We start from the raw sequence: 24,434 nt of genomic DNA, 5'->3' as shown, positions 1-24,434 counted from the left end.
TTTATTAAACCGGTCAATAAAGGGGCGCATAAACGCCCCTTTATGCTGTCGTTATTCCTTGATCTCGAAAACGACGTTAACAGAGACATCATAGCTGTTCTCGCCAGCAGCGACAGGAACCGAGTCCTGAGGTGCGGAGGCTGCCATCATCTTGGCCTGACGCGCGATAGGCATCGGCATAGGTGCGCGGCTCTGTTCGTTGATTTCAACAACACGACCTAGGCCAACGCCTGCTGCATCGGCAAGTGTCTTGGCCTTGGCAATCGCATCCGCTACGGCGCGCTTGCGCGCTTCGTTGATGGTGGCTGCCGGGTTGTCATTGACGAAGGTGAGATCGCCACCCTGATTGACGCCAAGTGTCACGGACTCATCAAGCACATTGCCAACCTTGTCCAGATCGCGCACGCGTACGGTCAGGCTGTTGGATACGCTGTAACCGCTGATCTTTGGTTCCTTCAGGCCGTTCTTATCGTCCGGGTAGACATAGCGAGGCTGAATGTTGATGCCGCTCGTCTGGAGATCACGCTCTTCGACGCCAGCTTTTTTCATTGCTTCCAGCACCTTGGCCATTGCTTCATTATTGGCCGTCATTGCGTCGCGCGCAGTTTCAGCATCGCGCAATACAGTGAGGTTGAGAATAGCCATGTCCGGGGCAGAGGTCATCTTGCCTTCACCGGTCACCGCAATACGCGGGGTCTGCTTCGTCATCTGATTCTCCTGCGCTGCAGCTGGCAGTGAAAATGCACCTGCAAGCACGATTGCCGAAAATGAAGTGGCAAGAAGGGTAGTAGCGCGGTTCTTCATAAAATCTCCTGTAGAGAATGTTGAGGCAGCTTGTGCAAAGCAGTCTCCATGATAGGCCATTTCTGCTTTGTCATTGAGTGTATTTAAGTTCCCTCTAAAGCAAAACGCCACAATATCTGGCCTGAAACACAGTTGAATTGCAACCAAAGGGTTCAATCCAGATGAATCGTGTCTTGGGTTGCATGCATGACAATCGAATATGTGCGCATTAGGGCAACTCGTGCAATTGACAGCTTGTGTCCCGTCTTTCTTTAGGGTAGGTGCTGTGTTGCGTGGGGCCTGTAGCTCAATTGGTTAGAGCCGGCGGCTCATAACCGCTTGGTTGGGGGTTCGAGTCCCTCCGGGCCCACCATTTCTTCCAGAAGTTTGTTCTGTTATTGCTGTCGTATGGATGGCTATTAAGCCTTTGGCCTCGACGTGCCATAGTGAAGAAAAAACATGCAGAAGCAGCATTTGCGACCTCTGCATTCCCGGTTTCAGAACATTTGAATAGTATCGGTCACAGCTCGTCTGGTTTGTCGTTTTAAACGCCGAATGGAAGCGCTTTTTCATGCGCGAAGTTCATCGAGCCGCGACCATTTTCCCTGTTCAACAAGTTTTTAGGAGCCTGTTAAGGAAATAGTAACGCAATGAAACAATTTTTTATGTCACGTGATTGGTGGCATTATGGAGGTTTCAGGCAATGACTAAAAAGACAACCACTGTTGCGTTGGCGCTTGCAGGGTTGGTGGCGAGTTCTCTCGCGGCTTCGGCTAAAACAAGTCACATTGGTGAGTTCAGGGATTGGGGTGTTTATCAGAACACGCAACTGCCCGGGAACAAGTGTTATGCCCTGACTGTGCCGTCGAGTTTCCTTCCGGCAGGCGTTCGGCATGGCGATAATTTCATTATTCTTTCCAAGTCTGGTGCGAGCTACAGCCCACAGCTCGTGATGGGCTATGATCTGAAAGCGGACAGCACTGTAAAGGTCATGATTGACGGAGCACAGTTTCCGTTCTTCAGCGAAGGGAACCGGGCATGGGCGCAGAATGTCGGCGATGAGGCACGCATTGTCAGCGCCATGCGGTCTGGTCGCACGGTCAATGTGCAGGCGACATCGGCACGTGGCACGCAAACGCGCTACACATTTTCACTGTTGGGATTGTCTGCTTCGCTTCAGCGCGTTGATCGCTGCTAGAGCACATCCCGAAAAGTGTGAAGCCGTTTTCGGAAAAAGATGCGCGTAAAAATAAATGGATAGAGAATTTCCAATGATTCAATCAAAACAGGAAATTCTCTAAGTGTAATAGAGATATAAAAATGAAGCCCTGCCGAGGGCAGGGCTTCATTCTGTCCGTCTGATTACAGAGATTTTTAGGAAAGCCACTGCTGGCGCTGGTACCAGTCATCGATGTCCGATTTTACACGGTCCTTGGCGATGCCGTAATGCTCCTGAATCTTGCCTTCCAACTGCTCGCGGCGGCCATTAATCTGGTCGAGATCATCATCAGTGAGTTTGCCCCACTGTTCCTTGATCTTACCCTTAGCCTGCTTCCAATTGCCTTCTACGCGATTCCAGTCCATTGGATTCCCTCCGTTCTGGTTGTTGTGACTAGTTAACGCGCGGGACACCGATTGGTTTCGTTTTTTTTGGCCTGGTTGAACGCAGTTGTTGGCAGGTGGCAGTTTCAGATTGTGCGAAACAGCCGTTAAAGCCCGAGGAATTTGAAGGGTTCTGCGTCCTTGAAATCCTTGTTCACAACACCGGAAAAAATATTGCGCTGATCCGGGCCAAGGTCAAGTTTCTGCACTTTTCCCTTGTCGGCAGAGAAGTCTACCGTGTTCAGATCGACCCAGAAAATATTCGGCGTCAGGGCAGATTCAAAGAAATAGAGTTTACGCTTCTGATCTGAAACTGTGCGCCAGCGTGTCGAGGAGATATTCGGTTCATCAGGTGTCGTGATGCCAAACGGGACTGATGCGTTGCGAATGACGCCGAAAACGCTCGCGAGAGCTTCAACTGGTTCTTCGGATTTTGGTACGGCGTTTATATAGAAAGCAGCGCGCGTGAAACGATCTGATGCCCGGTTTGTGCCCGGTAGCATGACGGTTCCGCCGATCTGCGACCAATAAGAGTGCAGTGCAAGCTGTTCGTCAAATGTCGGCGAATTGGTCATCACCTGATACTCACGGCTGTGATGGATAACTTGCTTGCCGTCGATATATTCGACGATCGCACTGTCTCCGGATGCATCCGATATGGAGAGATGCAGGGTCGCGAGCCGGTCTTGACCCGGTACATTATCCGTGACGATTGTGAACGGATTGGTGCTGAGTTCTTTGACCGCTTCGTCAACCGTAGCAAAGTTATCGAGCACATATTGCGCCCAGGCTGCGATGGAAAGGCCGGGTCCGGTTCCATCATATTTAGGGTATTCGGATTCCACTAACCAGAGCACGTTGGCAACGAGGCCTGCTTCGTTCATTCCGTCGGTTGTCGAAATATCGTAGCCGGAGGAAATGACACTGCCAAATTTGGACGTCCATTTTATGGAGTTGGGTCCAGCTTCGCCATTGCGCTCCATACCACGTGGGAAAATCCATAGATTGGTGCCAACATCGACCTTCCAGTCCATGGAACGCGCCGTAATCACCTGATCATTGGCTCCAAGATAAACGACACGCGTGCAGGCTTCAGCGACAGGTGCGGCAAGCATACTGAAAGCAACAAGAGCACTTGTGCACGCGGCTGCAAAAGACTTCTTCAGAATAACCATTGATAACCCCCTAGAGCGCATCCCGAAAAATGCGAAGCGGTTTTCGGATTAAGATGCGCGTAAAAACAAAGAGATAGAGCATTTCCTATAATTCAAGATAAACTGGAGATGCTCTAGGTGAAACGGCCTACACATATATCATGCCTGAACGCCTGCTTTTGATAAATCCATTAGAAGGTCTCTGAAGCGCTCAATCTGTATTTATCTTTCGCCGCCATAGCCGCGCCGCTTCCATTCAGCCAGTGGCATGATGTCGGGCGGACCGCCGCCTGCTTCATACCAGGAATCAACCGCCCAGCGCTCACCATCTTTGGCTTGGATAACTGCAGTCCAATGAGGATAGCGACCATCGAAAAAGCTTCCGCGTGCGGTTTTGCGCACAGGAGTATGATGTTTGAGCCAGCCGCGAGAATTCAGGTAGCGGATGAAGTTATCCGTATTGGTCGATTCATCGATGCAGTCCATCTGCCCTTTGATGCGTGCTTTGCCAAACTGCATGCGTGGCTTGTCACGAACACCGATTATCGCAGTGCTGCGTTGTTCAAATAGTGCAATCGCGGTTCTCAAGGCTTTGCGTTCGGCAGCTGGCGATTTAACGCCTTGCTGCATGAGATTCTGTATGCGGCGCAAATCTGGAGCGGATAGCGTTAGCTTGGTCTGATAGTAGCATTCATAGCCATGACAGACACGGAAGGCCTGAGTCTCAGCTTCAGCCTCGGCCTTTGGCAATGCTACGAAGAGCGTCAGTGCTGTGGTGGCTATCGAAAGAAATTTCATTCGAAAGATCAACCCGATTTCTGGTTTGTAAATAGCAGCGACGGTTCGAGCCGCTCTATTCCCTGATATGGATTGGCATGGATCGCGAGGATCCAAAGACAAAATGCAGCCGTGATCGAATAGATTGCCATGGCCTTGATGCCGGCACTTACTCTGTCTGCATGTGTGGCTGCGATAGTGATTATGGTCAGGACTGTCAGCGAAAACAGCAGATACCATTTGTACATGTCGACTGATGTTGAGCCAACAGAGAGGCGCGTGTTGCGCGCATCCTGTAATTCGTCGAAGTCGTGTACAAGTTGCGATATTATCGGTGACGGAATGTCTGTCTTAGCAAGCTTCACGATCTCGCGCCGTATATTCTGTAATGCAACTTCAACGGAATGGGCAGGCGAAATGTTGCTGTTTTCAAGCCATTCGTCTTTGACGACCGCCGTGCGATACTCGGAAAGAGATGCCACAAGTACGGGTGCATTCAGAATGTCTGGACTCGCGGCTCCGATCAACCGCGAAATGGACGATCTTTCTTCACTGGTCGCCTGATCAGCTTTTGAGTTGGCTGTCCAGATGTCTGCGGCAACAAATCCCAATGACAGCGCCCATGCCGTCGCAATGGTGCCGATGAAGGCACCAATCGGGATCGATAGAATGTCATGATTGGCATGGCGGGACAGGATGTGGAGCGCGAAGCGACCAACGAAATAGACGCCCACGCCGAGAACGGTGAAAGTCACAAAAGAAAGATAAACGGATAGTTCGAAAATATAATTCATCCCGCGCCCAACGCCCCACTAGAACGCGTTTCAATCGGATTGAATCAGATCGGCGCTCTAAACGTTTGTTTTTACGCGCATCTTATCCGAAAACCGTTTCACACTTTCCGGGATACGCTCTAGTGCAGACGGATGATGAATGCAGGTCCACATTTGCAAATGGATTCGGTCAAAATCATCAAGCCTGTTCAGATAGTTGAGGCCATATCGCCCAATCTTGCAAGCATGAAATAGTGGCAGATTATTTCTTACTAAATAAAGAGCTTCCACTTGATCAATTTGGGCAATGTCTTTTGTTGCGGAGGCAAAACAAAAGCCGCCGGAAAAATCCAGCGGCTTTAGAAGGCAGGAGCAGGATCAGAACTGAACGGAGAGGCCGATTACTGGTCCGTGCTGTGTTACATCATACTTGAACTTTTCGACGCCATCATTGTCCCGGTAATCCTGATAGAGCGCGCGATAACCAACACGCCATGTGGTTGGGACGTCGAATACCAGGGTGCGATAGCCGAGATAGATCTGGCCGTTCGCGCTGAGTTTGGTTCCTGCACCGAAGCCGCCGATATCGGCTTCAGCAAAGATGTTCCAACGGTCATTGATGTCGTAGAAGACGCGGGTGCCGATAAACGGATCGGTCCAGTCTGCTTTCCGAGATGCGCTGAACGGTCCCACATTGACCTGCGCCTTGAGCTCTGTCCAGCGTACGCCTACGGTCGGTTCAATGGCAAAAATCCGCTGACCGCCGAAAAGCGTCGTACCGTCCAGTTGCTGCTCATAGAGGCGATAATAGACGCCACCCGAAAGCGTCGTGGACTTGATATCCATGTCGAGCTGTTCGTCACGAATGTCGGCGTCCTGACTGGTTTTGGTATACTGGCCGTCAAAATAAACGCCGAACTTGCCGTTCGTCACTTCGATATTGCCCATAAGGCTCATGTCGAGATTGTCCAGAATGTCCCTGAAAGGTACGTCGACATTCGTGCTCAACCCAAGCAGACCGGCTTTGCCATTCAATGAAGCGCCCCACACATAAGGGCTGAAGATCACGCGCCAGCGTTGCTGATCCTGAATTTCTGTCTGCACAGGAGGAGGCGCGATAACGTCTGCTGCGTGGGATGCGCTTGCTGCCGCCATCATAAAAGAGGTAGCTAATATAATATTGCTAAAAGTAGTGTTCAGTAAATTTTTACTATCGGAGCGAGAATTGTTTCTGATCACGGCATTGTCCCCTCGGAACCTAATTTAGAAACATATAAAAGACCAGACCTATAAAGGCATGATCAATGTTTATGTTAATCATGGCAAGAAATAAATGGAAAAATGAAGGTAATGCAGAGGTTTTGTTGGTTGACTTTGCTATATTGTAGCCGTTCTATTCGCCTGCGATTGGATTAATGAATGTTTCTGGTTCCCAAATGTAGCCGGGCTCCCCAAGTGGCTGCATTTATCATTCCAGACATCTAATTTTGTGATGAGGTTGTCATGCAAAAGAACTGGTCTATCTGGAAGTCATCGTGCGGGGTGCTGGCTCGCGGTGCAGCGATTGCGGCGCTTGTTTCGGCACTCGTCATTCCTCAGGCAGCCCAAGCCTGCACGAGTTTTGTATTGCCTACTACGGATGGCAGTATCGTCTACGGACGCACCATGGAGTTTGCGTTTCCAATCGATTCACAAATGATCGTTCTTCCTCGCAACTTTGATATTGCGGCTACACCTGCAGACGGCAAAGTGGCCAAGACTTGGAAAGCCAAGTATGCGGCTGTTGGTATGAACGCTTTTGGCGTTACCGCGCTTGCTGACGGTATGAACGAGAAGGGTCTGACTGGTGGCGTTCTCTATTTTCCGGACTTTGCAGGCTATGCGGATCCGGCAGAAGCAAAGGCTGAAAACAGTCTTGCTCCGTGGGATGTCCTTACCTGGGCACTGACGAATTTTGCTACGGTTGCCGAAGTGAAAGAAGCTCTGAACGACATTTCCGTCGTGACTGTTATTCAGAAGAACATGGGCATTGCACCGCCGCTGCATTACACACTTCATGATGCAAGCGGCGCTTCGATTGTTATCGAACCAGTTGATGGCAAGCTGAAGATCTATGACAATCCGCTTGGCGTGATGACCAATGCGCCTTCATTTGATTGGCATATGACCAATCTGCGAAATTACGTCAAACTTTCCCCGAACAATGCCAAGCCAGTGAAAATTCTTGGCGCTGAAATCAAGCCGCTGGGCGAAGGTTCGGGAATGTTGGGCATCCCGGGCGATACCACGCCTCCGTCGCGTTTCGTAAGAGCCAGTGCATTTGTTCTTTCGGCCAAGCCTGTTGCAAGCGGCCCGGAAAGCGTACGGCTTGCAGAGCATATCGTAAACAATTTCGATATCCCGAAGGGCTGGATCGAAGAGCCGAACACGCCTGCTGAATATACCCAGTGGAGCACAATCGGCGATCTGAAGAATCAGGTTTATTATGTAAAGACGTATGACGATCCGGTTCTGCGCGGCGTCTCTTTCAAAGACCTTGATCTTGATGCCAAGGACATGGTCACTATTCAGATGCACCCGAAGCTTGAGCCTGCCTCACTTATTGAGAAAAAATAGGTCAAGTTATTCTTGAGACAAAGGGCGGCCTGCAAGGTCGCCCTTTTGCTTTTGTCAGGGGACATCGTCGTAACCAACGACGCCGCCTTCATTTTCCATGTTTGCAATACGCTTTGATTCTGAGCGGTTGAATTTCAGCCTCACGCCAAGTCCGCCGCCATTCTCCCATATGAACTGGGCGCCGACTTTTTCCAGCACCTCTTGCAGGGTTTGTATTTGCTCATCAGACGGAGAGCCGATCTTTCGTTCAAAATGCTCGATTGTCCCGGCATCAATGCCCGAGAGCTGGGCCAGCCGCTCCCGCGTGAATTCCACCAGTGCACGTGCAGCGCGGCATTGCGGTCCTGTAATCATGGCAATCGTCCTCATTATCCCAGATGGGTGCTGGCGATAAGTCTATGACAAATCGTGATAATTGCCATGGGACTTTTTACTGAAAAGTTGCTCCCTCCTGATCGATCACGTTATCTTGAGCTATGCTTTTTTTCGTGAACAAAATTTGGCCACGATCTTCCTTGTCCCCGGTGTTTCTACTTCTTACATAAGCTGTTGCGCCGCAGGAGAAGCGCCGTCGGCCCAGCGCATTGTCGGACCGGTAGTTCAGCCTGCCTCATAAACATAAAAAGCAATGGTTCGCGATGACCACTTATAAATATTTCATTTGGCCGGTATTTTTCACGGTCATTGGACTTCTCTGCGCTCTCTGGCTTGGATATTCGACGACTGGCACTATTGGAGGCATGGTTTCTGTCTTCATCATTTGTGCGGTGTTGAGCGTTCTCGAAATCTCCCTCTCATTCGATAATGCGATCGTTAATGCGCGCATTTTGCGTGATATGACGCCGGAGTGGCAGCATCGGTTTTTGACCTGGGGTATCATCATTGCCGTCTTCGGCATGCGCATCATTTTTCCGCTTGCAATCGTTGCGGTCGCCATGTGGACAGATCCGATTTCGGCGCTGAAACTCGCTATATGGCAGCCAGATGAATATGCGCGGGTGATCGCGGAATCCCATACGGGCATTGCAGCATTTGGCGGCACATTCCTGCTCATGGTCGGCATGAAATACTTTTTCGATGTCGAAAAGGATGTGCATTGGGTCAGGATTATTGAAAGCCGCATGTCGAAGTTCGCATCGGTTCAAGGTGTTGAAATCGGCGTTGCCATCGCGCTTATCCTGTTCTTCTCTTACCAGCTTGATGCTGAGCATTCGCATACATTCCTGGTAGCAGCACTGTTCGGTCTACTGACCTTTCTGGCTGTCGAAGGCTTAGGCGAGGTGCTGGACGCATCGCAGGAACAGGTGGATATGGTCCATCGCGGCGGTCTTGGTGCCTTCATTTATCTTGAAGTGCTCGATGCCAGCTTCTCATTCGACGGTGTTATCGGCGCCTTTGCGCTGACGACCAATCTGTTTGTCATTGCGATCGGCCTTGGTATCGGCGCGTTCTACGTACGCTCGCTCACCATCATGCTGGTCGAGCGCAAGACACTTGGTCAGTATCGTTATCTGGAGCATGGCGCGTTTTACGCCATTCTGGTGCTGGCTGTGATCATGTATGTGCAGACGCTGTTCCATATTCCGGAAGTCATCACTGGCCTGATCGGTGCTGTGCTAATCGGTCTCTCCTTGATGTCATCGATCCGCTTCAACAAGAATAATCCGGAGTGGCAGAAAGAGGCCGATGAGGCTGCGTTGCACTAAGCATCTGGAACAACTGCTAGTAAAAGGCGGCTTTGGCCGCCTTTTTTGTTGCCTATTGACCGAATCGAAAGAGTTAGCGAGCCTTGATGCGCTTATGGCGCTATCGCCAGAGCATATCAGCATAGGCCGCAGGTCTCGAAGAGGCTGCGGCTGCGACTTTTTTGGAGAGGGGTTTTCCATGGTCGTTACTCGTTTGAGCAAAACCGCATTCGTTGCGGCAATTGCCTTCTTCGCAACACTCGTTTCCTTTGGCAACATTACCGACTACGGCAGTAATTTCGCGTTCGTGCAGCACGTTTTGCTCATGGATACGATTTTTCCTGATGCGACGATCAAATATCGCGCCATAGACAGCAATGTCCTGCACAATGCCGGTTACATTCTGATCATTGCCGCAGAAACGCTGACAGCCGTTCTGTGTTGGATTGGCGCTTTCGCAATGTTCGGTCGTCTGAGCGGGGATGCAGGAAGCTTCAACCGTTCCAAGAAATGGGCCATTGCGGGTCTTTCGGTTGGCTTCCTCGTCTGGCAGGTCGGCTTTATGTCTATCGGTGGCGAATGGTTCGGCATGTGGATGTCATCCACATGGAACGGCATTGAATCTGCTTTCCGCTTCTTCATAACCATTATTGCTGTGCTGATCTATGTCGTTCTGCCTGATGGTGAATTGCAGAAATAATCAGAGCAAATGCGATGCAAGGGCGGGTTCGTTGATGAGTTCAACGCCCGCCTTTTGCATTTTTTCGAGCATGGTATTCATGGAGCCGCCGATGTCTATGCCGCGGCAGGCGTCCAGCCGAACACGCACTTGAAAGCCGTGTGAAACTGCATCAAGTGCTGAGTAAGCCACGCAGAAATCAGTAGCCAAACCGGCCAGTGTCAATGAACCGATGTTGCGTTCGCGCAGGTATCCCGCAAGGCCCGTAGGGGTCTGGTGATCGTTCTCGAACAGGGCCGAATAGCTGTCCACTCCTATGCGGAACCCCTTGCGGATAAGCATCTGCGCACGCGTCCATTGCAAATCTGGATGAAAATCCGCACCGTGTGTGCCCTGAACGCAGTGATCCGGCCATAATGTTTGCGGGCCATAGGGCATATGAATGGTATCGAAGGGCTTTTTTCCGGGATGGCTGGTTGCAAAGCTGGAATGTCCTGCCGGATGCCAGTCTTGTGTCAGAATGACATGCTCGCTCTCGTCAATCAGCCGGTTGATAGCCGGTAGAATTTCATCACCCTTATCGACGGCTAGCGCGCCACCAGGGCAGAAATCATTTTGCACATCAACGACGAGAAGGGCATGACCAATCATAAGATGCTCCTGACTGTTTTCATGTAATTATAGTCAGCGGCGCAGGCGCATACCAGTCAATATCAGCGTTCTGGTATTACATTGTCTTTGGTGCTAACGACCGGCTTTATCTATCTGGACAGGAGATGATCATGACTGATGAAATCACGCGCGACAGCAACGGGACGCAGCTCAACGACGGTGATTCCGTTACGCTCATCAAGGATTTGAAGGTCAAAGGAACGTCAACGACGCTCAAGCGTGGCACGCTGGTCAAAGGCATTCGGCTGACTGGCAATCCGGATGAAGTTGATTGCAGCACCAAGCAGGTCAAAGGCCTCGTGCTGCGTACTGAATTTCTGAAGAAGGCTTAAAGCATTTCCAGCAAAAAGTGCGAAGCGGTTTTGCGTAGGATAATGCGAAAAAACAAATAGTTGCAGCGGCTCCAACGATTCAGTCTTAACTGGAACCGCTGTAACGACTTCATAATTTAAACTGGTAGAGCGCACTGCGCTCTACGCATCAATTTCGACACGGCCACGCGGACGGCTGCAACAGGCAAGAATATAGCCGTCTGCGATTTCGTCGTCACGGATGCCGCCATTGTGGTTCATTTCCGTCTCGCCACCGATGCATTTAACCTTGCAGGTGCCGCAGATGCCGAACTCGCAGGCGCTTGGGATTTTAAGCCCACCATTGCGGGCTGCGAGCAAGATGGTGTCGTTCTCGGTGCATTCGACTTCGACGCCTGACAGGCTGAAGACGACGCTTGCGGGTGCGACAGCAGGTTTTGTTGGAGCCGCAGGTGTATCGACTTGCAGTGTCGAAGGTACTGGCACTGCGGAAATTTCAGTCGCAGGCTGAAAACTCTCCTGATGATAATTGGCCATGTTGAAGCCGGATTGCTCCAGAAGGCCACGCACGCCATTCATGAACGGCTCTGGCCCACAGCAGAATACCTTGCGATGCAGGAAGTCAGGTGCCAGCAGTTCAAGCCGTGCGCGGTCGATGCGGCCATGCAGACCCGGCCAGACATGGCGCGCCGATGATTGTTCCACAATGAAAGCAAGATGCATGGCTTCCATGCGTCCGGAGAGAAGCTCCAGTTCTTTGCGGAAGATGATGTCATCAGGTGTGCGTGCACAATTGATGAAGGCTACATCGGTTGCCGGTGCGCAATCGAAAAGCCAGCGCGTCATCGACACCATAGGTGTGATGCCTGAGCCAGCCGAGATGAACAGGTATTTCTCGCTCGGATGATTGGCGAGCGAGAAGTCGCCATTCGGGCCATAGGCCTTGATGGTCATCGGCGGACGCAGATTATCGAGCATCCAGCGGGTGCCGATGCTGTCTTTCTGTGCCTTGACCGTAACTGAGATATGGTATGGCCGTGAAGGTGTGGACGAGAGCGTATAGGTGCGCAACACCGGTCCAAGCCCATCGGATCGCTCGATTGGAAGTTCGAGCGTGATGAACTGTCCTGGCGTATAGCGAAACCAGTTGTCATCCTGAGTTTTGAAGGAGAAGGTCATGACGTCTGGCGCTTCTTCGATGGCCGAGATGCATTGCAGCATCTGCAACCTGTCGTTCCACGGCAGCATCTCATCCAGATATTTCAGAGGCTGCATGGCCTTCTCACTTCTCTATTTCAGTTTACTTCAGGCTACGCGGCTAAGCTTTGCGGCTTCGCCTTTCAGGCGAGGTGTGATGGTGTTGGTGTACCATTCGAGAAACTGCATCACACCGCCTTCGTGCTCGACCGAATAAGGGCCGGGCTGGTAGGCGGGTGAGCGAATACCGATCGCATTTTCTTCCACAATCTGACGGTCCTGATCATTGGTCTGAATCCAGACATGAGTCAGCTCATCAAGATCGTAATCAACGCCTTCAACTGCATCCTTGTGAACCAGCCATTTGGTCGTAACCATGGTTTCCTCAGCGCTGATCGGCAAAACGCGGAAGGAAATCGCGTGATCGACCATCAGGTGATTCCATGTGGACGGGTAGTTAAAGAGCAGCATTGCGCCGATATTGGTATTGCCCGACACCTGATCGCTCAGTGGCTTCTTCACGGCAGGTTTGCCCGACATGGTATAGCTCACGGCATCACGCAGCAGCGGAATGCGTGTGATGCGATAGCGGCCGTCTTCCGACATGTTGAATTCAGCAGGCAGGCCGATGGAAGCGCAGTTTTTCCAGAGCTGGTTGATTTCCGGATCTTCCATCACACCCTGAACGCCGGTTGCGCTTGGTGCTTCAGGATAGGTACGGCAGAGCTCTGGATGGTTGGCAGCGCAGTGGTAGCACTCGCGGTTGTTTTCCCATACCAGCTTCCAGTTGCCTTTCTCGATAATCGAGCTTTCAAAGGCAACCTTGGCTTCCTTGATATTGTGTGGGGCGAGGTATGGCTCGACCAGTGTACGGAAGCTGTTGAAGTCCGGTGCTTCGTCAGCGAGGCAAACATAGATGTAGCCAGCAACGCTCTCGCAATGAACCTGCTTCAGACCATATTCCGCAGGCTTGAAGTCCGGGCCGACCTGACGCGCGAAGAGAAGGCGACCGTCAAGTTCATAGGTCCACTGGTGATAAGGGCAGACGAGCTTTGCTGCGGTGCCTTTTTCCGCCGAACAGATGCGCGAACCGCGATGGCGGCAGGAATTGTGGAACGCACGGATGCCGCCTTGTGCATCGCGCACGATCACGACGGGATAGGCGCCAACCTGCACTGTCATGTAGGAGCCGGTCTTCGGCAGTTCGCAATCATGGCCGACAAATAGCCAGTCGCGGTAAAAGATGTTTTCCAGATCCAGCTTGTGATAGTCAGGATCAGTATAAAACTTCTGTTCAAGGCTGAAATTTGGGTCACGCCCGGTCAAAAGCCCCAGCATTTCGTTGCGAACGTCCATAGAATCGACCCTTTGTGCCGTATCAAGGTCGCGCTTGTGCTGTTCTCTCAGCGACGTTTGCTCGACCTACTGTTCCCGTTGTCTTCCGAAAGCACGGCTTTTCCCGTTATCTCAATGGCTTGTCCGTTCATTCGGTTCTGTTCAGACTGGCTTTCGTTGTCATGATTCAATCATTGAAATGTTCTAAACGCGCATTGGGATGCGACATGATTTTCGCGTAAAGACGACACGTCAAAATGACGCGCAGCATTTCGCAAATATGTGTGACTTACGCGCATGGGATTGCCAAAATGGCAGAAAGCCAGTTACCAAGCTGTCAAATATATCCTGTTTCATTCCATGGGAGGCTTAGAGGCCATGAAACGTTCAGAAATTAATGAGATTATCCGTGAGAGCGATGCTTTCATCCGCTCCTTTGGCTATATCATGCCTCCCTTTGCTTACTGGTCGCCAGAAGAGCTGAAAACGCGCACTTCGAGCGATGCAAAGGCAATTCTCGACGGTCGCCTTGGATGGGATATTACAGACTACGGCCAGGGCAAGTTTGCCGACCTCGGCCTGTTTCTTTTCACCACGCGCAATGGCAATGCTGAAGATCTCAAGCGCGGTGGCGGTATGCTTTATGCCGAAAAGATCATGATTTCGCGCAAGAACCAGATTTCGCCAATGCATCGCCATGTGGTGAAGGCAGAAGACATCATCAATCGTGGTGGTGGTACGCTGGTGCTTGAGCTTTTCAATTCGCGTGCCGACGGCAGCGTCGATGAAGAAACCGATGTCACGGTTGCGACGGACGGTCGTCTGGTTACGCAGAAGGCAGGTGCACATCTCAAGCTCGCGCCGGGCGAAAGTGTGACGCTTCTGCCGGGCAACTGGCATGCATTCTGGGGTGAGGGCGGCGATGTGCTGATCGGTGAAGTATCGACCGTAAATGATGATCTGACGGACAATATTTTCCGCGAGCCGATCGGGCGCTTCTCCAATATTGAAGAAAACGAGAGGCCACTACACCTCTTGGTGTCGGACTATGATAAATGGCTTTAAGCTAAATTGAAGGACTGAACATATGAAGCTGGCGATGATCGGAACGGGCTATGTGGGTCTGGTTTCGGGTGTGTGTTTTGCCGAATTTGGCTTTCACGTTACCTGTGTCGACAAGAATCCGTCGATCATCGAGCGGCTGACTGCGGGCAAGGTCACGATTTTTGAACCGGGGCTTGATGAGCTCATGGCGCGAAATATTCGTGACGGACGGCTTGAGTTCAGTACTGATCTTGCAACCAGCGTTGCAGATGCCGATGTGATCCTGATCGCTGTCGGCACACCATCGCGGCGCGGTGATGGCGAAGCGGATCTGCAATATATTGAGGCGGCTGCCGACGAAATTGCAGCAGCCATGAAGCCGGGTGCGGTAGTCGTCATCAAGTCGACGGTCGTAGTTGGTACCAATGCGCGTATTCGTGATCGTATTGCCGCAGCACGTCCGGGTGTTGAATTCTCGATGGTATCAAACCCGGAATTTCTGCGCGAAGGCTCCGCGATTGAAGATTTCATGCGCCCTGACCGTGTGGTGGTTGGCGTTGATGATGAGCGCGGCAAGGCTGCCATGCAGCGGCTTTATCGCCCGCTTTACCTGCGTGAGACGCCGATGGTTGTCACATCGCTGGAAAATGCCGAAATCATCAAATATGCGGCCAATGCATTTCTTGCGATGAAAGTAACCTTCATCAATCAGGTTGCTGATCTTTGCGAAAAGACCGGTGGCAATGTGCAGGAAGTTGCGCGCGCCATTGGCATGGATAACCGCATCGGCTCGAAATTCCTGCATGCAGGTCCGGGTTTCGGGGGCTCGTGCTTTCCGAAAGATACACGTGCGTTTGCTGCTACAGGCAAAAAATACGATGCACCGCAGTCTCTGATCGAAGAAGTAATTGCAGTCAACGAAGCACGCAAACAGTCGATGGCGGAGCGCATTGTTGCCGCTGCTCACGAGAGCGGCGCGAAGACAGTTGCTGTGCTTGGTGTCGCGTTCAAACCGAATACGGATGATATTCGTGAATCACCATCGCTCGACATTATTGCGGCTATCCAGAACGCAGGCATTTCTGTTCGTGCCCATGATCCTGAGGCAATGGATGCTGCCAAAATGGTCCTGCCGGATGTGATCTGGTGTAGTTCAGCTTATGAAGCAGCAAAAGGCGCTGGTGTCGTAGCACTGCTAACCGAGTGGAATGCTTATCGTGCACTTGATCTCAAGCGTATCGCGAGCGTGATGGAAGGCAATGTGCTGATCGATCTGCGCAATGTCTACAAATCTGAAGACATTGCTGGCTTGGATATCGATTACCGCTCTGTCGGACGCGGTAGGCTGACGGCGAAAGTGTAACGCTCAGTTTGGTGCACCGTAATATATTTCGCTGGTCCAACCACGGTCTATGTTTGTTTCAACGCCACATTTGCGATCAGCGATCAAAGACTCGGCTTGGCCCACGCCGGGATAACCATTCCTCCAGAATAGTTCTTTGGTCGCGAATTTTGTGTGTAATGTCGACAAATTACTCAGGAGACTTATCTGATCGCATGTTTCAGCGTCATAAGTCTCGTAAACGGCCTCGTCGAAACTCCTGTAATTGCTGTCGGGCAGCTCGACATTGAGATTTTGCGATCCCGCCTCTACACCGTTTCTCAGAACGGAGATGGTTATGAGCCATTTCTTCACGGACTGTGGATCGATTCCAACGGGTATATCTCGTGTGAGAGTTCCTCTTACGATGTCGCCGGGCTGAACCGTCGTATTGCCAGTTTTGCAATATCCGTTCGTGCATAGATTGGGGCCTACGGCCCAGCTGGCAATAGACCATTGAGGTCCCAGGGCCCCGCTCTGATTAAAGCCCAGGACAGGTTGAATTATGATGGGGCCGTAAGTCTGTATTGAATTAAACAAAAACAGAACTTGATGTCCGAATGACCGTGGATTGTGTGGAACGGTCCACTCTCCGACAATTTTCCGGACGCCGTTGTCACGCGGTAATTGATGGCTTATCGATGCCTCCCATCCTCCGATGGTCCGGTTGTTGAGATCAATGTCCAAATTGGAGGAGCTGATCTCTTTTCCGTATTTTGAATATTGAGTGTAATCGCAGTCTTTGATGTTTCTTTCCGATCCGTCTGCTTTTGCGATCTTTCCGTCGCTTTTAACAGTTTCACCCTCTTCGATGGTTACGATGCAATCCGGGTGTGCATATCCACGCGGTGTGGCCATGTAATCTTCAGGTATATTGGATGGTCTTCCGTCAAGTTTCATCGACGAGGAGGTTGTCTTGCTATAGGATATGTCTGTTCCTGCGACGATCAGGGAAATCAATGTGTATGAAACTAATTTGCAAATAAAACTCATCATATTTACCTCCATTTTGGAGGTAAATAAATACGATGCGAATGAGTTGGTTTATACTGTAACTATTTTCAAGTCTTCAATATTTCGCGTTCTGGCAGTTGATCATTCTTCTGCTGTAAGTTTCTTCTCGTTGGCGATGAGCCAGAGATTGCGGACATAGACAATCAGACCCAAGGCCTGACCGGCGATGAAAACCGGGTCTTTGCGCTGGATCGCATAGATCAGAAGAAGCGCGCCGCCAAACAACGAAAAGAACCAGAATGCCACCGGCATGACACTTTTCTTGGCTTTTTCCGAAGCCAGCCACTGCACGACGAAACGCATGGTAAAGCAGGCCTGTGCAACAAACCCCAGAATGATCCAGCCGTCCCATTGCGCCACGAATACATCGTGAAGCCATTGAACGAGACTGTTAAGAATGTCAGTCATGGGTAATCTCCGTCACGCGCGGCACAACCTTGCGGCGCTTGCGCAGCCACCAAACGCCATAAAGGTCGAGAATACCGCGCAGGCCGCGGTCCAGAATGCCGTAATTGGATTTTCCGTGGCGGCGTTCGCGGTCGGTGACATCGATATGTACGACATCAAAACCTTCGCGAAGAGCCAGCGCAGGCAGATAACGGTGCCAGCCGTCGAAGAACGGCAGCTGACGGAAAAGATCGGTATGCAGCGCTTTCAGGCCGCAGCCGGAATCGCGGGTCTTATCTTTCAGGATTGAACCACGCAGATTATTGGCAAAGCGTGATGAAAGCTGCTTGAGCTTGGTATCTGTACGCTTGAGGCGCTGTCCGGCGGCAATACCAAAGGCGGGGCCTGCATTAATGAGAGCATCTGCGAGCGCGGGCAAATAGGCCGGATTGTTCTGTCCATCGCCATCCATCGTGACAACAATCTGGCCGTGCGCTGCGAAAACGCCTGAACGCAGAGCAGCACTCTGTCCTGCAGAACGATCATGGCGGATATGGCGCAAAGGCTTGCCTGCATGAATGCGGCCCGCCAGTACGTCGCTCGTGGAATCTGTCGAGCCATCATCCACGACGATCACTTCATATGCGCGACCAAGCATTGCACTGTCGACTTCATCGAGCAGAAAAGCGAGATTGTCGGCTTCATTGCGGCAGGGGATGACCACAGAAATCGTTGGTGTTGCCAAGCGGAGCTTCCTTCATTCCTTGCGCATTTGCCGTAAAACCGGTGTGCTTAATGTTTATGTACAGATGCCCTGTAGCGCGCAAGGCGGGCTCCATAACATTGATTGCGAGGCAAACCAAGATGTTTCAAGAAATCGTGAGTTTGATCCGGTATTTGAATATCTGCAGGTTTTAGCCGGAGATGCGGCTGGACGGAAGTACCTCGGTGAGCCAATCCAGAAAATTCTGCGTCACCTCATCCCGATTGATCTCATTCAGGCTTTCATGGCGCGTGCCGGGATAGATGGTGCAGGTAACATTGCTAAAGCCCATCGCCTGCATTCTGTCGGCCAGTTTACGCGTGGCTTTGGCTTTATCCGTTGCCGGATCTTCCGTACCGCCGACGAGATTGAACGGCAGGTCTTTGCGGATTTTCGCAAAGTTGCTGTCGGTCGCGCCATTCTTCATCATGCGAAAGACGTCAATCCAGAGTGCCACACTTGCATCAAAGCCACAGAGAGGATCATTCACATAGGCTTCCACTTCTGTAGCATCGCGCGAGAGCCAGTCAAAAGCCGTGCGATGACCAGGAATGGAGTTACCCCATGCCCGGAACGTAAGCTTCGGCAGAAGTGCGCTTGGCACGTCCGAGCCTTTGAGCATGCGTTCGGCATGAAGCAATGCCATCGCTGCACTGTTCTCAATGCCGCCGTTGAAATTGGCGTTCCACACGGCGACAGCATCAATCGTATCCGAATGCGCAAGCGTGTAGTTCAGCGCGATAAGCCCGCCCATTGAATGACCGAATAACACCACCGGTAAGCCCGGATGCGTTGCATGAATATGGCGGTTCAGGGCCAGAACATCCCCGATAGCCACTCTATCGCCGTCTTTTGGTGTGAACATCCCTCTCGGTGCATGTGGACCGATATTGGCGCCGTGCCCGCGATGATCATGTGCATAAACATGATACCCAGCCTGGTTTAGCGCTGTGGCAAAACGTGCATAGCGGGCCGAATGTTCGGCAAGTCCATGACAGATATGCACGACAGCTTTCGGTGCCGCAGTGAGCGACTGCCTATAGGGCAGTGCGATTTCGCTTGTCAGAGGCAGGTGATGGATGGTTTCAAACGTCATGAGATCATCAGAATTTATGCCGCGCAAATAGTCAAATTCTCTTTTAGTTACGTCTCAAAAAAAGGCATCCAGGAGTTGAATGAATTAATTTTAGGCATTTGCAATTTTTGAGCAAATTCCGCTTGAAAACCGCAAAATCCTAGGCAAATCTATCTTTATCAGGGGATATGGACGGAGTTTTGAAGAGAATTCAGGGGCGTTGAATTCCAGTCTTTTGGGCATAACTAGCAGGCCATTCGGTGAAAGGGAGGAAACTTTCCCGAGTGGTGGCCAGAGGGGAAACCGGGTGACGGAAATATCCGCGCCCGGTTTCATTTATTTTGGGCCATGAGAAAATCGGTGCTTCGCTCTCGCAATGAGAGTGATCGGTGCAATCCGTGCGATGATGTTTGCTTCCGCGCTCTATTTCGCCTACATAGCCAGCAGCAATTTCCCGCGCTTCGGCATCAGGTCGAACCGCGCTTTCCAACCTGTGGAGACGACGCGCTTTATGGCACGCCAATTCATCTATCATATGTCCGGGCTGAATAAGGCCTACGGCGCCAAGAAGGTTATCGAAAATCTTCATCTGTCATTCTATCCAGATGCGAAGATTGGTATTCTCGGACCAAACGGCGCTGGTAAATCGACAATTCTCAAGATCATGGCTGGTCTCGACAAGGACTTCACCGGCGAAGCCTGGCTCGCAGACGGTGCGACTTGTGGTTACCTTGCGCAGGAACCGCATCTCGACCCTGAAAAGACCGTGCTCGGCAACGTGATGGAAGGTGTGGCTGCGAAGACCGCCATTCTCGACCGTTATAATGAGCTGATGATGAACTATTCTGATGAAACAGCTGACGAAGGTGCAGCACTTCAGGATCTCATCGACAGCCAGAACCTCTGGGATCTCGACAGCCAGGTCGAAATGGCGATGGAAGCTCTGCGCTGCCCGCCAGCGGATGCCGATGTCACCAAGCTTTCGGGTGGTGAGCGTCGTCGTGTAGCACTTTGCAAGCTTCTCCTGTCGAAGCCTGATCTGCTGCTGCTTGACGAACCGACCAACCATCTTGACGCTGAAACCACTGCCTGGCTGGAAAAGCACCTGCGTGAATATGAGGGCGCTGTCCTGCTTATCACGCACGATCGCTACTTCCTTGACAATGTAACAGGCTGGATTCTCGAACTCGATCGCGGTCGTGGTATTCCATATGAAGGCAACTATTCTGCCTATCTGGAAGCCAAGTCCAAGCGCATGATTCAGGAAGGCCGTGAAGACGACTCCCGTCAGAAAGCACTTGAGCGTGAGCGCCAGTGGATTGCAGCGAGCCCTAAAGCGCGTCAGTCGAAGTCGAAGGCTCGTATCAAGGCTTATGATCAGCTGGTTGAAGCTGCCAACAATCAGCGTCCGGGCGATGCCCAGATTCTGATCCCGGCTGGCGAGCGCCTTGGTCAGGTGGTTATTGAAGCCGAAGGTCTGACCAAGTCGTTTGGCGATCGTATGCTGATCGAGAACCTGACATTCAAGCTGCCTCCGGGTGGTATCGTCGGTGTTATCGGTCCAAACGGTGCGGGTAAGTCGACACTGTTCAAGATGATTACCGGGCAGGAAAAGCCGGATTCGGGTTCGATCCGTATCGGTGATACGGTTCATCTTGGTTATGTCGATCAGAGCCGCGATCACCTCGACCCGAACAAGAATGTCTGGGAAGAAATTTCCGGCGGTAACGACATTATCAAGCTCGGCAAATTTGAAATGAACTCCCGCGCTTATTGCGGTGCGTTCAACTTCAAGGGCGGCGATCAGCAGGCGAAAGTCGGCAATCTGTCCGGTGGTCAGCGTAATCGTGTGCATCTTGCCAAGATGTTGCAGGCAGGCGGCAACGTTCTGCTTCTCGACGAACCGACCAACGATCTTGATACGGAAACGCTGGCAGCGCTTGAAGATGCGCTTGAAAAATACGCTGGTTGCGCCGTTATCATCTCCCACGATCGTATGTTCCTCGATCGTCTGGCAACGCATATTCTGGCATTCGAAGGCGATAGCCATGTCGAATGGTTCGAAGGCAACTTCGAGGATTATGAAGCGGATAAGGTCCGTCGTCTTGGACCTGAAAGCGTCAATCCGAAGCGGGTTACTTACAAGCCGCTGACGCGCTAAAGAAATTGAGGCCGGTGCAATGCACCGGCCTTTTTATTTGGAAGGAGTGGAGAATGAAAGACTGGTCCGCAAAACAGTATCTGAAGTTTGAGGATGAACGCAGCCGCCCGGCAGCCGACCTTCTCGCACAGATAGCGATCGATAGTCCGCGCAAGGTGGTTGATATTGGTTGCGGTCCCGGAAACTCCACCGAACTTTTGGCTGAACGCTGGCCGGATGCCCAGATTTCGGGCTTTGACACATCGCCGGATATGATTGAGAAAGCCAGACAGCGCCTGCCACAGGTGGATTTCGCTCTGGGTGATCTGACAAAGTTTGAACCAGATGCGGAAACGCATGTGCTGTTTTCCAATGCAGTATTTCAGTGGATTCCGGATCATAAGGAGCAGATGCGACGACTTCTGTCACAGCTTCAAAACGGTGCTTATCTCGCTGTGCAGATGCCGGATAATATGGGTGAACCGACCCATATATTGATGCGTGAAGTTGCCAAAACTGCCCCCTTTAAGGCGAAGATTGGCGATAAGGGCAGGGCACCGCTGCCGCCTGCTGCCGATTATTATAATGCTTTGATCGATCAAGCTTCCCGCGTCGATATCTGGCATGTGGTTTATAACCATCAGCTAGCCGATGTAGACGCTATTATTGAGTGGGTGAAATCCACGGGGCTGCGTCCGTTTCTCGATCCATTGGACGATGACGAACAGCGCGAATTTTTGAAAGCCTACAAATCACGCCTTGAGGAATTCTATCCAACACTGAATGACGGTCGTGTATTGTCGCGCTTCCCACGAATTTTCATTGTTGCCAGAAAATAAGATAATCGTTTTCGCGAGGCCCGACGAGCTTAGGGGCGAGGGCTCTCTCACAAAGATTTTACCGGGTTGGCTAAATGATGATCCGGTAAAGTGTTTGATATTCAGATACTTGCATGATCGCGAAAGGCTTCCTCAGCCAATAGTAGTCTGTGGTAATAGATTGCATACAAACGATATTGATCCTATGATTTTGCGATGTCGGAGGTAATTCCAAATAAGTTTTGATGCCTGCAGGGATCGCTTGATTGGGAGTGGTGACATCTGTTTTCAAAGATGTTGCGTCAAGGTCAGCTTCAGAGACTGTCTGGCTTTCGGGCAGGGTCATGCGGGCTTGCAGACCAAAGTCTGAGGTCTGACCACCTGCCGAGTATATTGATTATGGGATTAACGATCACTGGTTTTGTCTCTCCCAGGCAAGGCGGGTGATCATGTAGTCGCTTCCCTTTTGCGGCTGCTTTCGGGAGTTTCAGAATGAGTAATGCAGAAATGCAGATTGATGCCAATGGCGAGATCGAAGAGAAACACGACGCTCACGATACGCGCCGCCGCATCTATGCGATTATTGCCAGTGCATCTGGTAATCTGGTCGAATGGTACGACTTCTATGTCTATTCATTCGGTGCACTTTATTTCGCGTCACAGTTTTTCCCGGCCGAAGATCAGACCAGTCAGCTGCTGAATGCAGCAGCAATCTTTGCAGCTGGTTTTCTTATGCGCCCTATCGGTGGGTGGGTGTTTGGTCGTCTCGCTGACAAGCTTGGTCGCCGCACCTCTATGCTGATTTCGGTCAGCATGATGTGTCTTGGTTCTTTTGCAATCGCTATCCTTCCGACCTACGAGTCCATCGGTCTCTGGGCGCCACTCCTGCTGCTGTTGGTTCGCCTGCTGCAGGGCCTGTCAGTTGGTGGCGAATACGGTACGACCGCCACGTATATGAGTGAGGTCGCTCTCGCTGGCCGTCGTGGTTTCTTCTCGTCGTTCCAATATGTAACTCTGATCGGCGGACAGCTTCTGGCTGTTCTGGTCCTGGTTATTTTGCAATTCTTCCTCACTTCAGAGCAACTGCACGAGTGGGGCTGGCGCATTCCGTTTGCTATCGGTGGTCTCGCGGCAATCGTGGCGCTTTATCTGCGCCGAACGTTGCATGAAACCTCGACTGAGGAATCCCGCAACAGCAAGGCTGCAGGTAGCTTCGCGACGATCTGGAAGCATCATCGCAAGGCATTTCTGGTTGTTGTCGGCTTCACTGCTGGCGGTTCGCTGACCTTCTATACGTTCACGACCTATATGCAGAAATATCTGGTCAATACGGCCGGTATGAACAAGGAAACAGCCAGCGAGGTTATGACCGTCGCGCTGTTTGCTTTCATGCTCATGCAGCCATTGTTTGGCTATATCTCCGACAAGGTGGGCCGCAAGCCGATGATGATCGCCTTTGGCGGTGTGTCGGTATTGACGACCATTCCGCTGCTGACGGTGCTTGGGTCGGTGCAAAGCCCGACCATGGCGTTTGTTTACATCGCAATCGCCTCGGCCATTGTGAGTATGTACACGTCAATCGGCGGTATCGTAAAATCGGAGTTGTTTCCCGCAGAAGTGCGCGCTTTGGGCGTCGGGTTCTCTTATGCGATTGCCAATGCGATCTTTGGCGGCACAGCAGAATATGTCGCGCTATGGTTCAAGAAGATCGGCTTTGAAAGCGGGTTCTTCTGGTATGTCACCATCATGATGGTGATCGTGTTTATCGTGGGACTTGTGATGCCAGATCCTCGCAAACATGGCTATCTGCAAGGGCATGGCACCCATTAAATTCCGAATGCATAAGCGCCGCCTTCGGGCGGCGGTTACATTGCCGCCGCTTCATCCTCATCTGCAGTGACGAGGCGTGTCGCGCGCCATTCCGTCAGTTTGGAGTTGATGGCATCCATTACAAAGAAGCGTGCGGAATCTTTGTCATAGCCATCATCACGCAGCATGTCGTAATCGGTATGCATGTGACGAACATGGGCTACAGTCGCGAGCCATACGGCAATTGATGGCGGAAGCGTTTTCATATGTGGTGCGAGAGCTGCCGCGCGAATTGGCTCTGAATCGGAATAGGGGACCGCAGGAAGCAAAAGCGTCAGAGATTTTGCGATTGCCTTCTGGCGTACAGTGCCTGCTCTCATAGCCGTCTTCCTTTCACGCTCATACGCTTGAAGCAAGAT

General features: G+C 51.5%; 26 protein-coding genes and 1 tRNA gene. 11 read left to right on the top strand and 16 right to left on the bottom strand.

Features of this window, described 5'->3' with window-relative positions:
* Positions 1-51 precede the first annotated feature (51 nt).
* Positions 52-804, bottom strand: a complete 753-nt coding sequence (locus tag C9380_RS08590) for an SIMPL domain-containing protein (RefSeq protein WP_024899487.1) — start codon at positions 802-804, stop codon at positions 52-54.
* 275 nt (positions 805-1,079) lie between these two features.
* Here C9380_RS08590 and C9380_RS08585 point away from each other — a divergent pair.
* Both C9380_RS08585 and C9380_RS08580 read left to right on the top strand, forming a co-directional pair.
* Positions 1,080-1,156: transfer RNA gene (locus tag C9380_RS08585), tRNA-Ile, on the top strand.
* A gap of 330 nt (positions 1,157-1,486) precedes the next feature.
* Positions 1,487-1,981 (top strand): invasion associated locus B family protein, encoded by a 495-nt coding sequence (locus C9380_RS08580; protein ID WP_024899545.1) that lies wholly within the window; start codon positions 1,487-1,489, stop codon positions 1,979-1,981.
* Between the two features lie 176 nt (positions 1,982-2,157).
* On the opposite strand, the gene C9380_RS08575 is transcribed toward C9380_RS08580, so the two are convergent.
* The 5 genes from C9380_RS08575 to C9380_RS08550 form a co-directional block, all read right to left on the bottom strand.
* Positions 2,158-2,367, bottom strand: a complete 210-nt coding sequence (locus C9380_RS08575; protein WP_024899546.1) for a CsbD family protein — start codon at positions 2,365-2,367, stop codon at positions 2,158-2,160.
* Between the two features lie 125 nt (positions 2,368-2,492).
* The gene (locus C9380_RS08570) at positions 2,493-3,560 is read right to left on the bottom strand and encodes a linear amide C-N hydrolase (RefSeq protein ID WP_128093371.1); all 1,068 of its coding nucleotides are present in this window, start codon (positions 3,558-3,560) and stop codon (positions 2,493-2,495) included.
* 201 nt (positions 3,561-3,761) lie between these two features.
* Entirely contained in the window at positions 3,762-4,337 is a 576-nt protein-coding gene (locus C9380_RS08565) for a hypothetical protein (protein WP_210249754.1), read from the bottom strand.
* A gap of 8 nt (positions 4,338-4,345) precedes the next feature.
* On the bottom strand, positions 4,346-5,110 hold the full coding sequence (locus tag C9380_RS08560; protein ID WP_100558754.1) for a bestrophin-like domain: 765 nt from the start codon (positions 5,108-5,110) through the stop codon (positions 4,346-4,348).
* 357 nt (positions 5,111-5,467) lie between these two features.
* The gene (locus C9380_RS08550) at positions 5,468-6,328 is read right to left on the bottom strand and encodes a hypothetical protein (protein ID WP_024899550.1); all 861 of its coding nucleotides are present in this window, start codon (positions 6,326-6,328) and stop codon (positions 5,468-5,470) included.
* A gap of 264 nt (positions 6,329-6,592) precedes the next feature.
* Here C9380_RS08550 and C9380_RS08545 point away from each other — a divergent pair, with 264 nt between their 5' ends.
* On the top strand, positions 6,593-7,705 hold the full coding sequence (locus tag C9380_RS08545) for a linear amide C-N hydrolase (RefSeq protein ID WP_100558755.1): 1,113 nt from the start codon (positions 6,593-6,595) through the stop codon (positions 7,703-7,705).
* A gap of 54 nt (positions 7,706-7,759) precedes the next feature.
* Here C9380_RS08545 and C9380_RS08540 read toward each other — a convergent pair whose 3' ends face one another.
* Positions 7,760-8,059, bottom strand: a complete 300-nt coding sequence (locus tag C9380_RS08540) for a helix-turn-helix domain-containing protein (RefSeq protein WP_024899552.1) — start codon at positions 8,057-8,059, stop codon at positions 7,760-7,762.
* Between the two features lie 284 nt (positions 8,060-8,343).
* On the opposite strand from C9380_RS08540, the gene C9380_RS08535 reads away from it, so the two are divergent.
* Positions 8,344-9,411, top strand: coding sequence for a DUF475 domain-containing protein (locus C9380_RS08535; protein WP_024899553.1), 1,068 nt, complete (start codon positions 8,344-8,346; stop codon positions 9,409-9,411).
* Between the two features lie 178 nt (positions 9,412-9,589).
* Positions 9,590-10,090 (top strand): DUF2165 family protein, encoded by a 501-nt coding sequence (locus C9380_RS08530; protein WP_024899554.1) that lies wholly within the window; start codon positions 9,590-9,592, stop codon positions 10,088-10,090.
* Here C9380_RS08530 and pncA read toward each other — a convergent pair whose 3' ends face one another.
* The gene (pncA, locus tag C9380_RS08525) at positions 10,091-10,720 is read right to left on the bottom strand and encodes a bifunctional nicotinamidase/pyrazinamidase (RefSeq protein WP_100558756.1); all 630 of its coding nucleotides are present in this window, start codon (positions 10,718-10,720) and stop codon (positions 10,091-10,093) included.
* A gap of 131 nt (positions 10,721-10,851) precedes the next feature.
* On the opposite strand from pncA, the gene C9380_RS08520 reads away from it, so the two are divergent.
* Positions 10,852-11,073, top strand: a complete 222-nt coding sequence (locus tag C9380_RS08520; protein WP_007875876.1) for an alkylphosphonate utilization protein — start codon at positions 10,852-10,854, stop codon at positions 11,071-11,073.
* A gap of 141 nt (positions 11,074-11,214) precedes the next feature.
* On the opposite strand, the gene C9380_RS08515 is transcribed toward C9380_RS08520, so the two are convergent.
* The gene (locus C9380_RS08515) at positions 11,215-12,327 is read right to left on the bottom strand and encodes an FAD-binding oxidoreductase (protein WP_024899556.1); all 1,113 of its coding nucleotides are present in this window, start codon (positions 12,325-12,327) and stop codon (positions 11,215-11,217) included.
* A gap of 30 nt (positions 12,328-12,357) precedes the next feature.
* Entirely contained in the window at positions 12,358-13,605 is a 1,248-nt protein-coding gene (locus C9380_RS08510; RefSeq protein WP_024899557.1) for an aromatic ring-hydroxylating oxygenase subunit alpha, read from the bottom strand.
* Positions 13,606-13,962: 357 nt separating this feature from the next.
* Here C9380_RS08510 and C9380_RS08505 point away from each other — a divergent pair, with 357 nt between their 5' ends.
* Both C9380_RS08505 and C9380_RS08500 read left to right on the top strand, forming a co-directional pair.
* The gene (locus C9380_RS08505) at positions 13,963-14,649 is read left to right on the top strand and encodes a D-lyxose/D-mannose family sugar isomerase (protein ID WP_128093369.1); all 687 of its coding nucleotides are present in this window, start codon (positions 13,963-13,965) and stop codon (positions 14,647-14,649) included.
* A gap of 22 nt (positions 14,650-14,671) precedes the next feature.
* The gene (locus C9380_RS08500; RefSeq protein ID WP_105705746.1) at positions 14,672-15,991 is read left to right on the top strand and encodes a UDP-glucose dehydrogenase family protein; all 1,320 of its coding nucleotides are present in this window, start codon (positions 14,672-14,674) and stop codon (positions 15,989-15,991) included.
* Positions 15,992-15,994: 3 nt separating this feature from the next.
* Here C9380_RS08500 and C9380_RS08495 read toward each other — a convergent pair whose 3' ends face one another.
* The 4 genes from C9380_RS08495 to C9380_RS08480 all read right to left on the bottom strand — a co-directional run bounded on the left by C9380_RS08495 (position 15,995) and on the right by C9380_RS08480 (position 19,269).
* The gene (locus tag C9380_RS08495; RefSeq protein ID WP_100558759.1) at positions 15,995-17,005 is read right to left on the bottom strand and encodes a hypothetical protein; all 1,011 of its coding nucleotides are present in this window, start codon (positions 17,003-17,005) and stop codon (positions 15,995-15,997) included.
* A gap of 99 nt (positions 17,006-17,104) precedes the next feature.
* Positions 17,105-17,431, bottom strand: a complete 327-nt coding sequence (locus C9380_RS08490; protein ID WP_024899561.1) for a lipid-A-disaccharide synthase N-terminal domain-containing protein — start codon at positions 17,429-17,431, stop codon at positions 17,105-17,107.
* Positions 17,424-18,155: a glycosyltransferase family 2 protein gene (locus tag C9380_RS08485; protein ID WP_024899562.1), complete on the bottom strand. Its 732-nt coding sequence runs from the start codon at positions 18,153-18,155 to the stop codon at positions 17,424-17,426. Before C9380_RS08485 ends, C9380_RS08490 begins: the two co-directional genes overlap by 8 nt.
* Before the next feature lie 169 nt (positions 18,156-18,324).
* Entirely contained in the window at positions 18,325-19,269 is a 945-nt protein-coding gene (locus C9380_RS08480) for an alpha/beta hydrolase (RefSeq protein ID WP_024899563.1), read from the bottom strand.
* A 490-nt stretch (positions 19,270-19,759) separates the two neighbouring features.
* Between C9380_RS08480 and ettA the strand changes: the two genes are divergently transcribed.
* Both ettA and tam read left to right on the top strand, forming a co-directional pair.
* Positions 19,760-21,409, top strand: coding sequence for an energy-dependent translational throttle protein EttA (gene ettA, locus C9380_RS08470; protein WP_024899564.1), 1,650 nt, complete (start codon positions 19,760-19,762; stop codon positions 21,407-21,409).
* 53 nt (positions 21,410-21,462) lie between these two features.
* A complete protein-coding gene (gene tam / locus C9380_RS08465) occupies positions 21,463-22,227 on the top strand; it encodes a trans-aconitate 2-methyltransferase (RefSeq protein WP_128093368.1) in 765 nt (254 codons plus the stop codon).
* Positions 22,228-22,297: 70 nt separating this feature from the next.
* On the opposite strand, the gene C9380_RS08460 is transcribed toward tam, so the two are convergent.
* Positions 22,298-22,552, bottom strand: coding sequence for a hypothetical protein (locus C9380_RS08460; protein WP_111786487.1), 255 nt, complete (start codon positions 22,550-22,552; stop codon positions 22,298-22,300).
* 146 nt (positions 22,553-22,698) lie between these two features.
* Here C9380_RS08460 and C9380_RS08455 point away from each other — a divergent pair, with 146 nt between their 5' ends.
* On the top strand, positions 22,699-24,036 hold the full coding sequence (locus tag C9380_RS08455) for an MFS family transporter (RefSeq protein ID WP_128093367.1): 1,338 nt from the start codon (positions 22,699-22,701) through the stop codon (positions 24,034-24,036).
* Between the two features lie 35 nt (positions 24,037-24,071).
* Here C9380_RS08455 and C9380_RS08450 read toward each other — a convergent pair whose 3' ends face one another.
* Complete coding sequence (locus C9380_RS08450; protein ID WP_100558763.1) at positions 24,072-24,395, bottom strand: DUF2293 domain-containing protein; 324 nt, start codon at positions 24,393-24,395, stop codon at positions 24,072-24,074.
* Positions 24,396-24,434: the final 39 nt, after the last annotated feature.

Source organism: Brucella pituitosa (assembly GCF_003049685.1).
Classification (GTDB): domain Bacteria; phylum Pseudomonadota; class Alphaproteobacteria; order Rhizobiales; family Rhizobiaceae; genus Brucella; species Brucella pituitosa.
This window is presented reverse-complemented; position numbering and strand designations above follow the sequence as displayed.

What these genes read in the sequence shown, in the direction of transcription:
- C9380_RS08495 (WP_100558759.1), bottom strand. Translation starts at nt 17,005, where the DNA reads ATGATGAGTTTTATTTGCAAATTAGTTTCATACACATTGATTTCCCTG.
- C9380_RS08535 (WP_024899553.1), top strand. Translation starts at nt 8,344, where the DNA reads ATGACCACTTATAAATATTTCATTTGGCCGGTATTTTTCACGGTCATT.
- C9380_RS08530 (WP_024899554.1), top strand. Translation starts at nt 9,590, where the DNA reads ATGGTCGTTACTCGTTTGAGCAAAACCGCATTCGTTGCGGCAATTGCC.
- C9380_RS08545 (WP_100558755.1), top strand. Translation starts at nt 6,593, where the DNA reads ATGCAAAAGAACTGGTCTATCTGGAAGTCATCGTGCGGGGTGCTGGCT.
- C9380_RS08500 (WP_105705746.1), top strand. Translation starts at nt 14,672, where the DNA reads ATGAAGCTGGCGATGATCGGAACGGGCTATGTGGGTCTGGTTTCGGGT.
- C9380_RS08540 (WP_024899552.1), bottom strand. Translation starts at nt 8,059, where the DNA reads ATGATTACAGGACCGCAATGCCGCGCTGCACGTGCACTGGTGGAATTC.
- C9380_RS08580 (WP_024899545.1), top strand. Translation starts at nt 1,487, where the DNA reads ATGACTAAAAAGACAACCACTGTTGCGTTGGCGCTTGCAGGGTTGGTG.
- C9380_RS08505 (WP_128093369.1), top strand. Translation starts at nt 13,963, where the DNA reads ATGAAACGTTCAGAAATTAATGAGATTATCCGTGAGAGCGATGCTTTC.
- C9380_RS08460 (WP_111786487.1), bottom strand. Translation starts at nt 22,552, where the DNA reads ATGACCCTGCCCGAAAGCCAGACAGTCTCTGAAGCTGACCTTGACGCA.
- C9380_RS08515 (WP_024899556.1), bottom strand. Translation starts at nt 12,327, where the DNA reads ATGCAGCCTCTGAAATATCTGGATGAGATGCTGCCGTGGAACGACAGG.
- C9380_RS08565 (WP_210249754.1), bottom strand. Translation starts at nt 4,337, where the DNA reads ATGAAATTTCTTTCGATAGCCACCACAGCACTGACGCTCTTCGTAGCA.
- pncA (WP_100558756.1), bottom strand. Translation starts at nt 10,720, where the DNA reads ATGATTGGTCATGCCCTTCTCGTCGTTGATGTGCAAAATGATTTCTGC.
- tam (WP_128093368.1), top strand. Translation starts at nt 21,463, where the DNA reads ATGAAAGACTGGTCCGCAAAACAGTATCTGAAGTTTGAGGATGAACGC.
- C9380_RS08560 (WP_100558754.1), bottom strand. Translation starts at nt 5,110, where the DNA reads ATGAATTATATTTTCGAACTATCCGTTTATCTTTCTTTTGTGACTTTC.
- C9380_RS08590 (WP_024899487.1), bottom strand. Translation starts at nt 804, where the DNA reads ATGAAGAACCGCGCTACTACCCTTCTTGCCACTTCATTTTCGGCAATC.
- C9380_RS08575 (WP_024899546.1), bottom strand. Translation starts at nt 2,367, where the DNA reads ATGGACTGGAATCGCGTAGAAGGCAATTGGAAGCAGGCTAAGGGTAAG.
- C9380_RS08455 (WP_128093367.1), top strand. Translation starts at nt 22,699, where the DNA reads ATGAGTAATGCAGAAATGCAGATTGATGCCAATGGCGAGATCGAAGAG.
- ettA (WP_024899564.1), top strand. Translation starts at nt 19,760, where the DNA reads ATGGCACGCCAATTCATCTATCATATGTCCGGGCTGAATAAGGCCTAC.
- C9380_RS08490 (WP_024899561.1), bottom strand. Translation starts at nt 17,431, where the DNA reads ATGACTGACATTCTTAACAGTCTCGTTCAATGGCTTCACGATGTATTC.
- C9380_RS08450 (WP_100558763.1), bottom strand. Translation starts at nt 24,395, where the DNA reads ATGAGAGCAGGCACTGTACGCCAGAAGGCAATCGCAAAATCTCTGACG.
- C9380_RS08570 (WP_128093371.1), bottom strand. Translation starts at nt 3,560, where the DNA reads ATGGTTATTCTGAAGAAGTCTTTTGCAGCCGCGTGCACAAGTGCTCTT.
- C9380_RS08520 (WP_007875876.1), top strand. Translation starts at nt 10,852, where the DNA reads ATGACTGATGAAATCACGCGCGACAGCAACGGGACGCAGCTCAACGAC.
- C9380_RS08510 (WP_024899557.1), bottom strand. Translation starts at nt 13,605, where the DNA reads ATGGACGTTCGCAACGAAATGCTGGGGCTTTTGACCGGGCGTGACCCA.
- C9380_RS08480 (WP_024899563.1), bottom strand. Translation starts at nt 19,269, where the DNA reads ATGACGTTTGAAACCATCCATCACCTGCCTCTGACAAGCGAAATCGCA.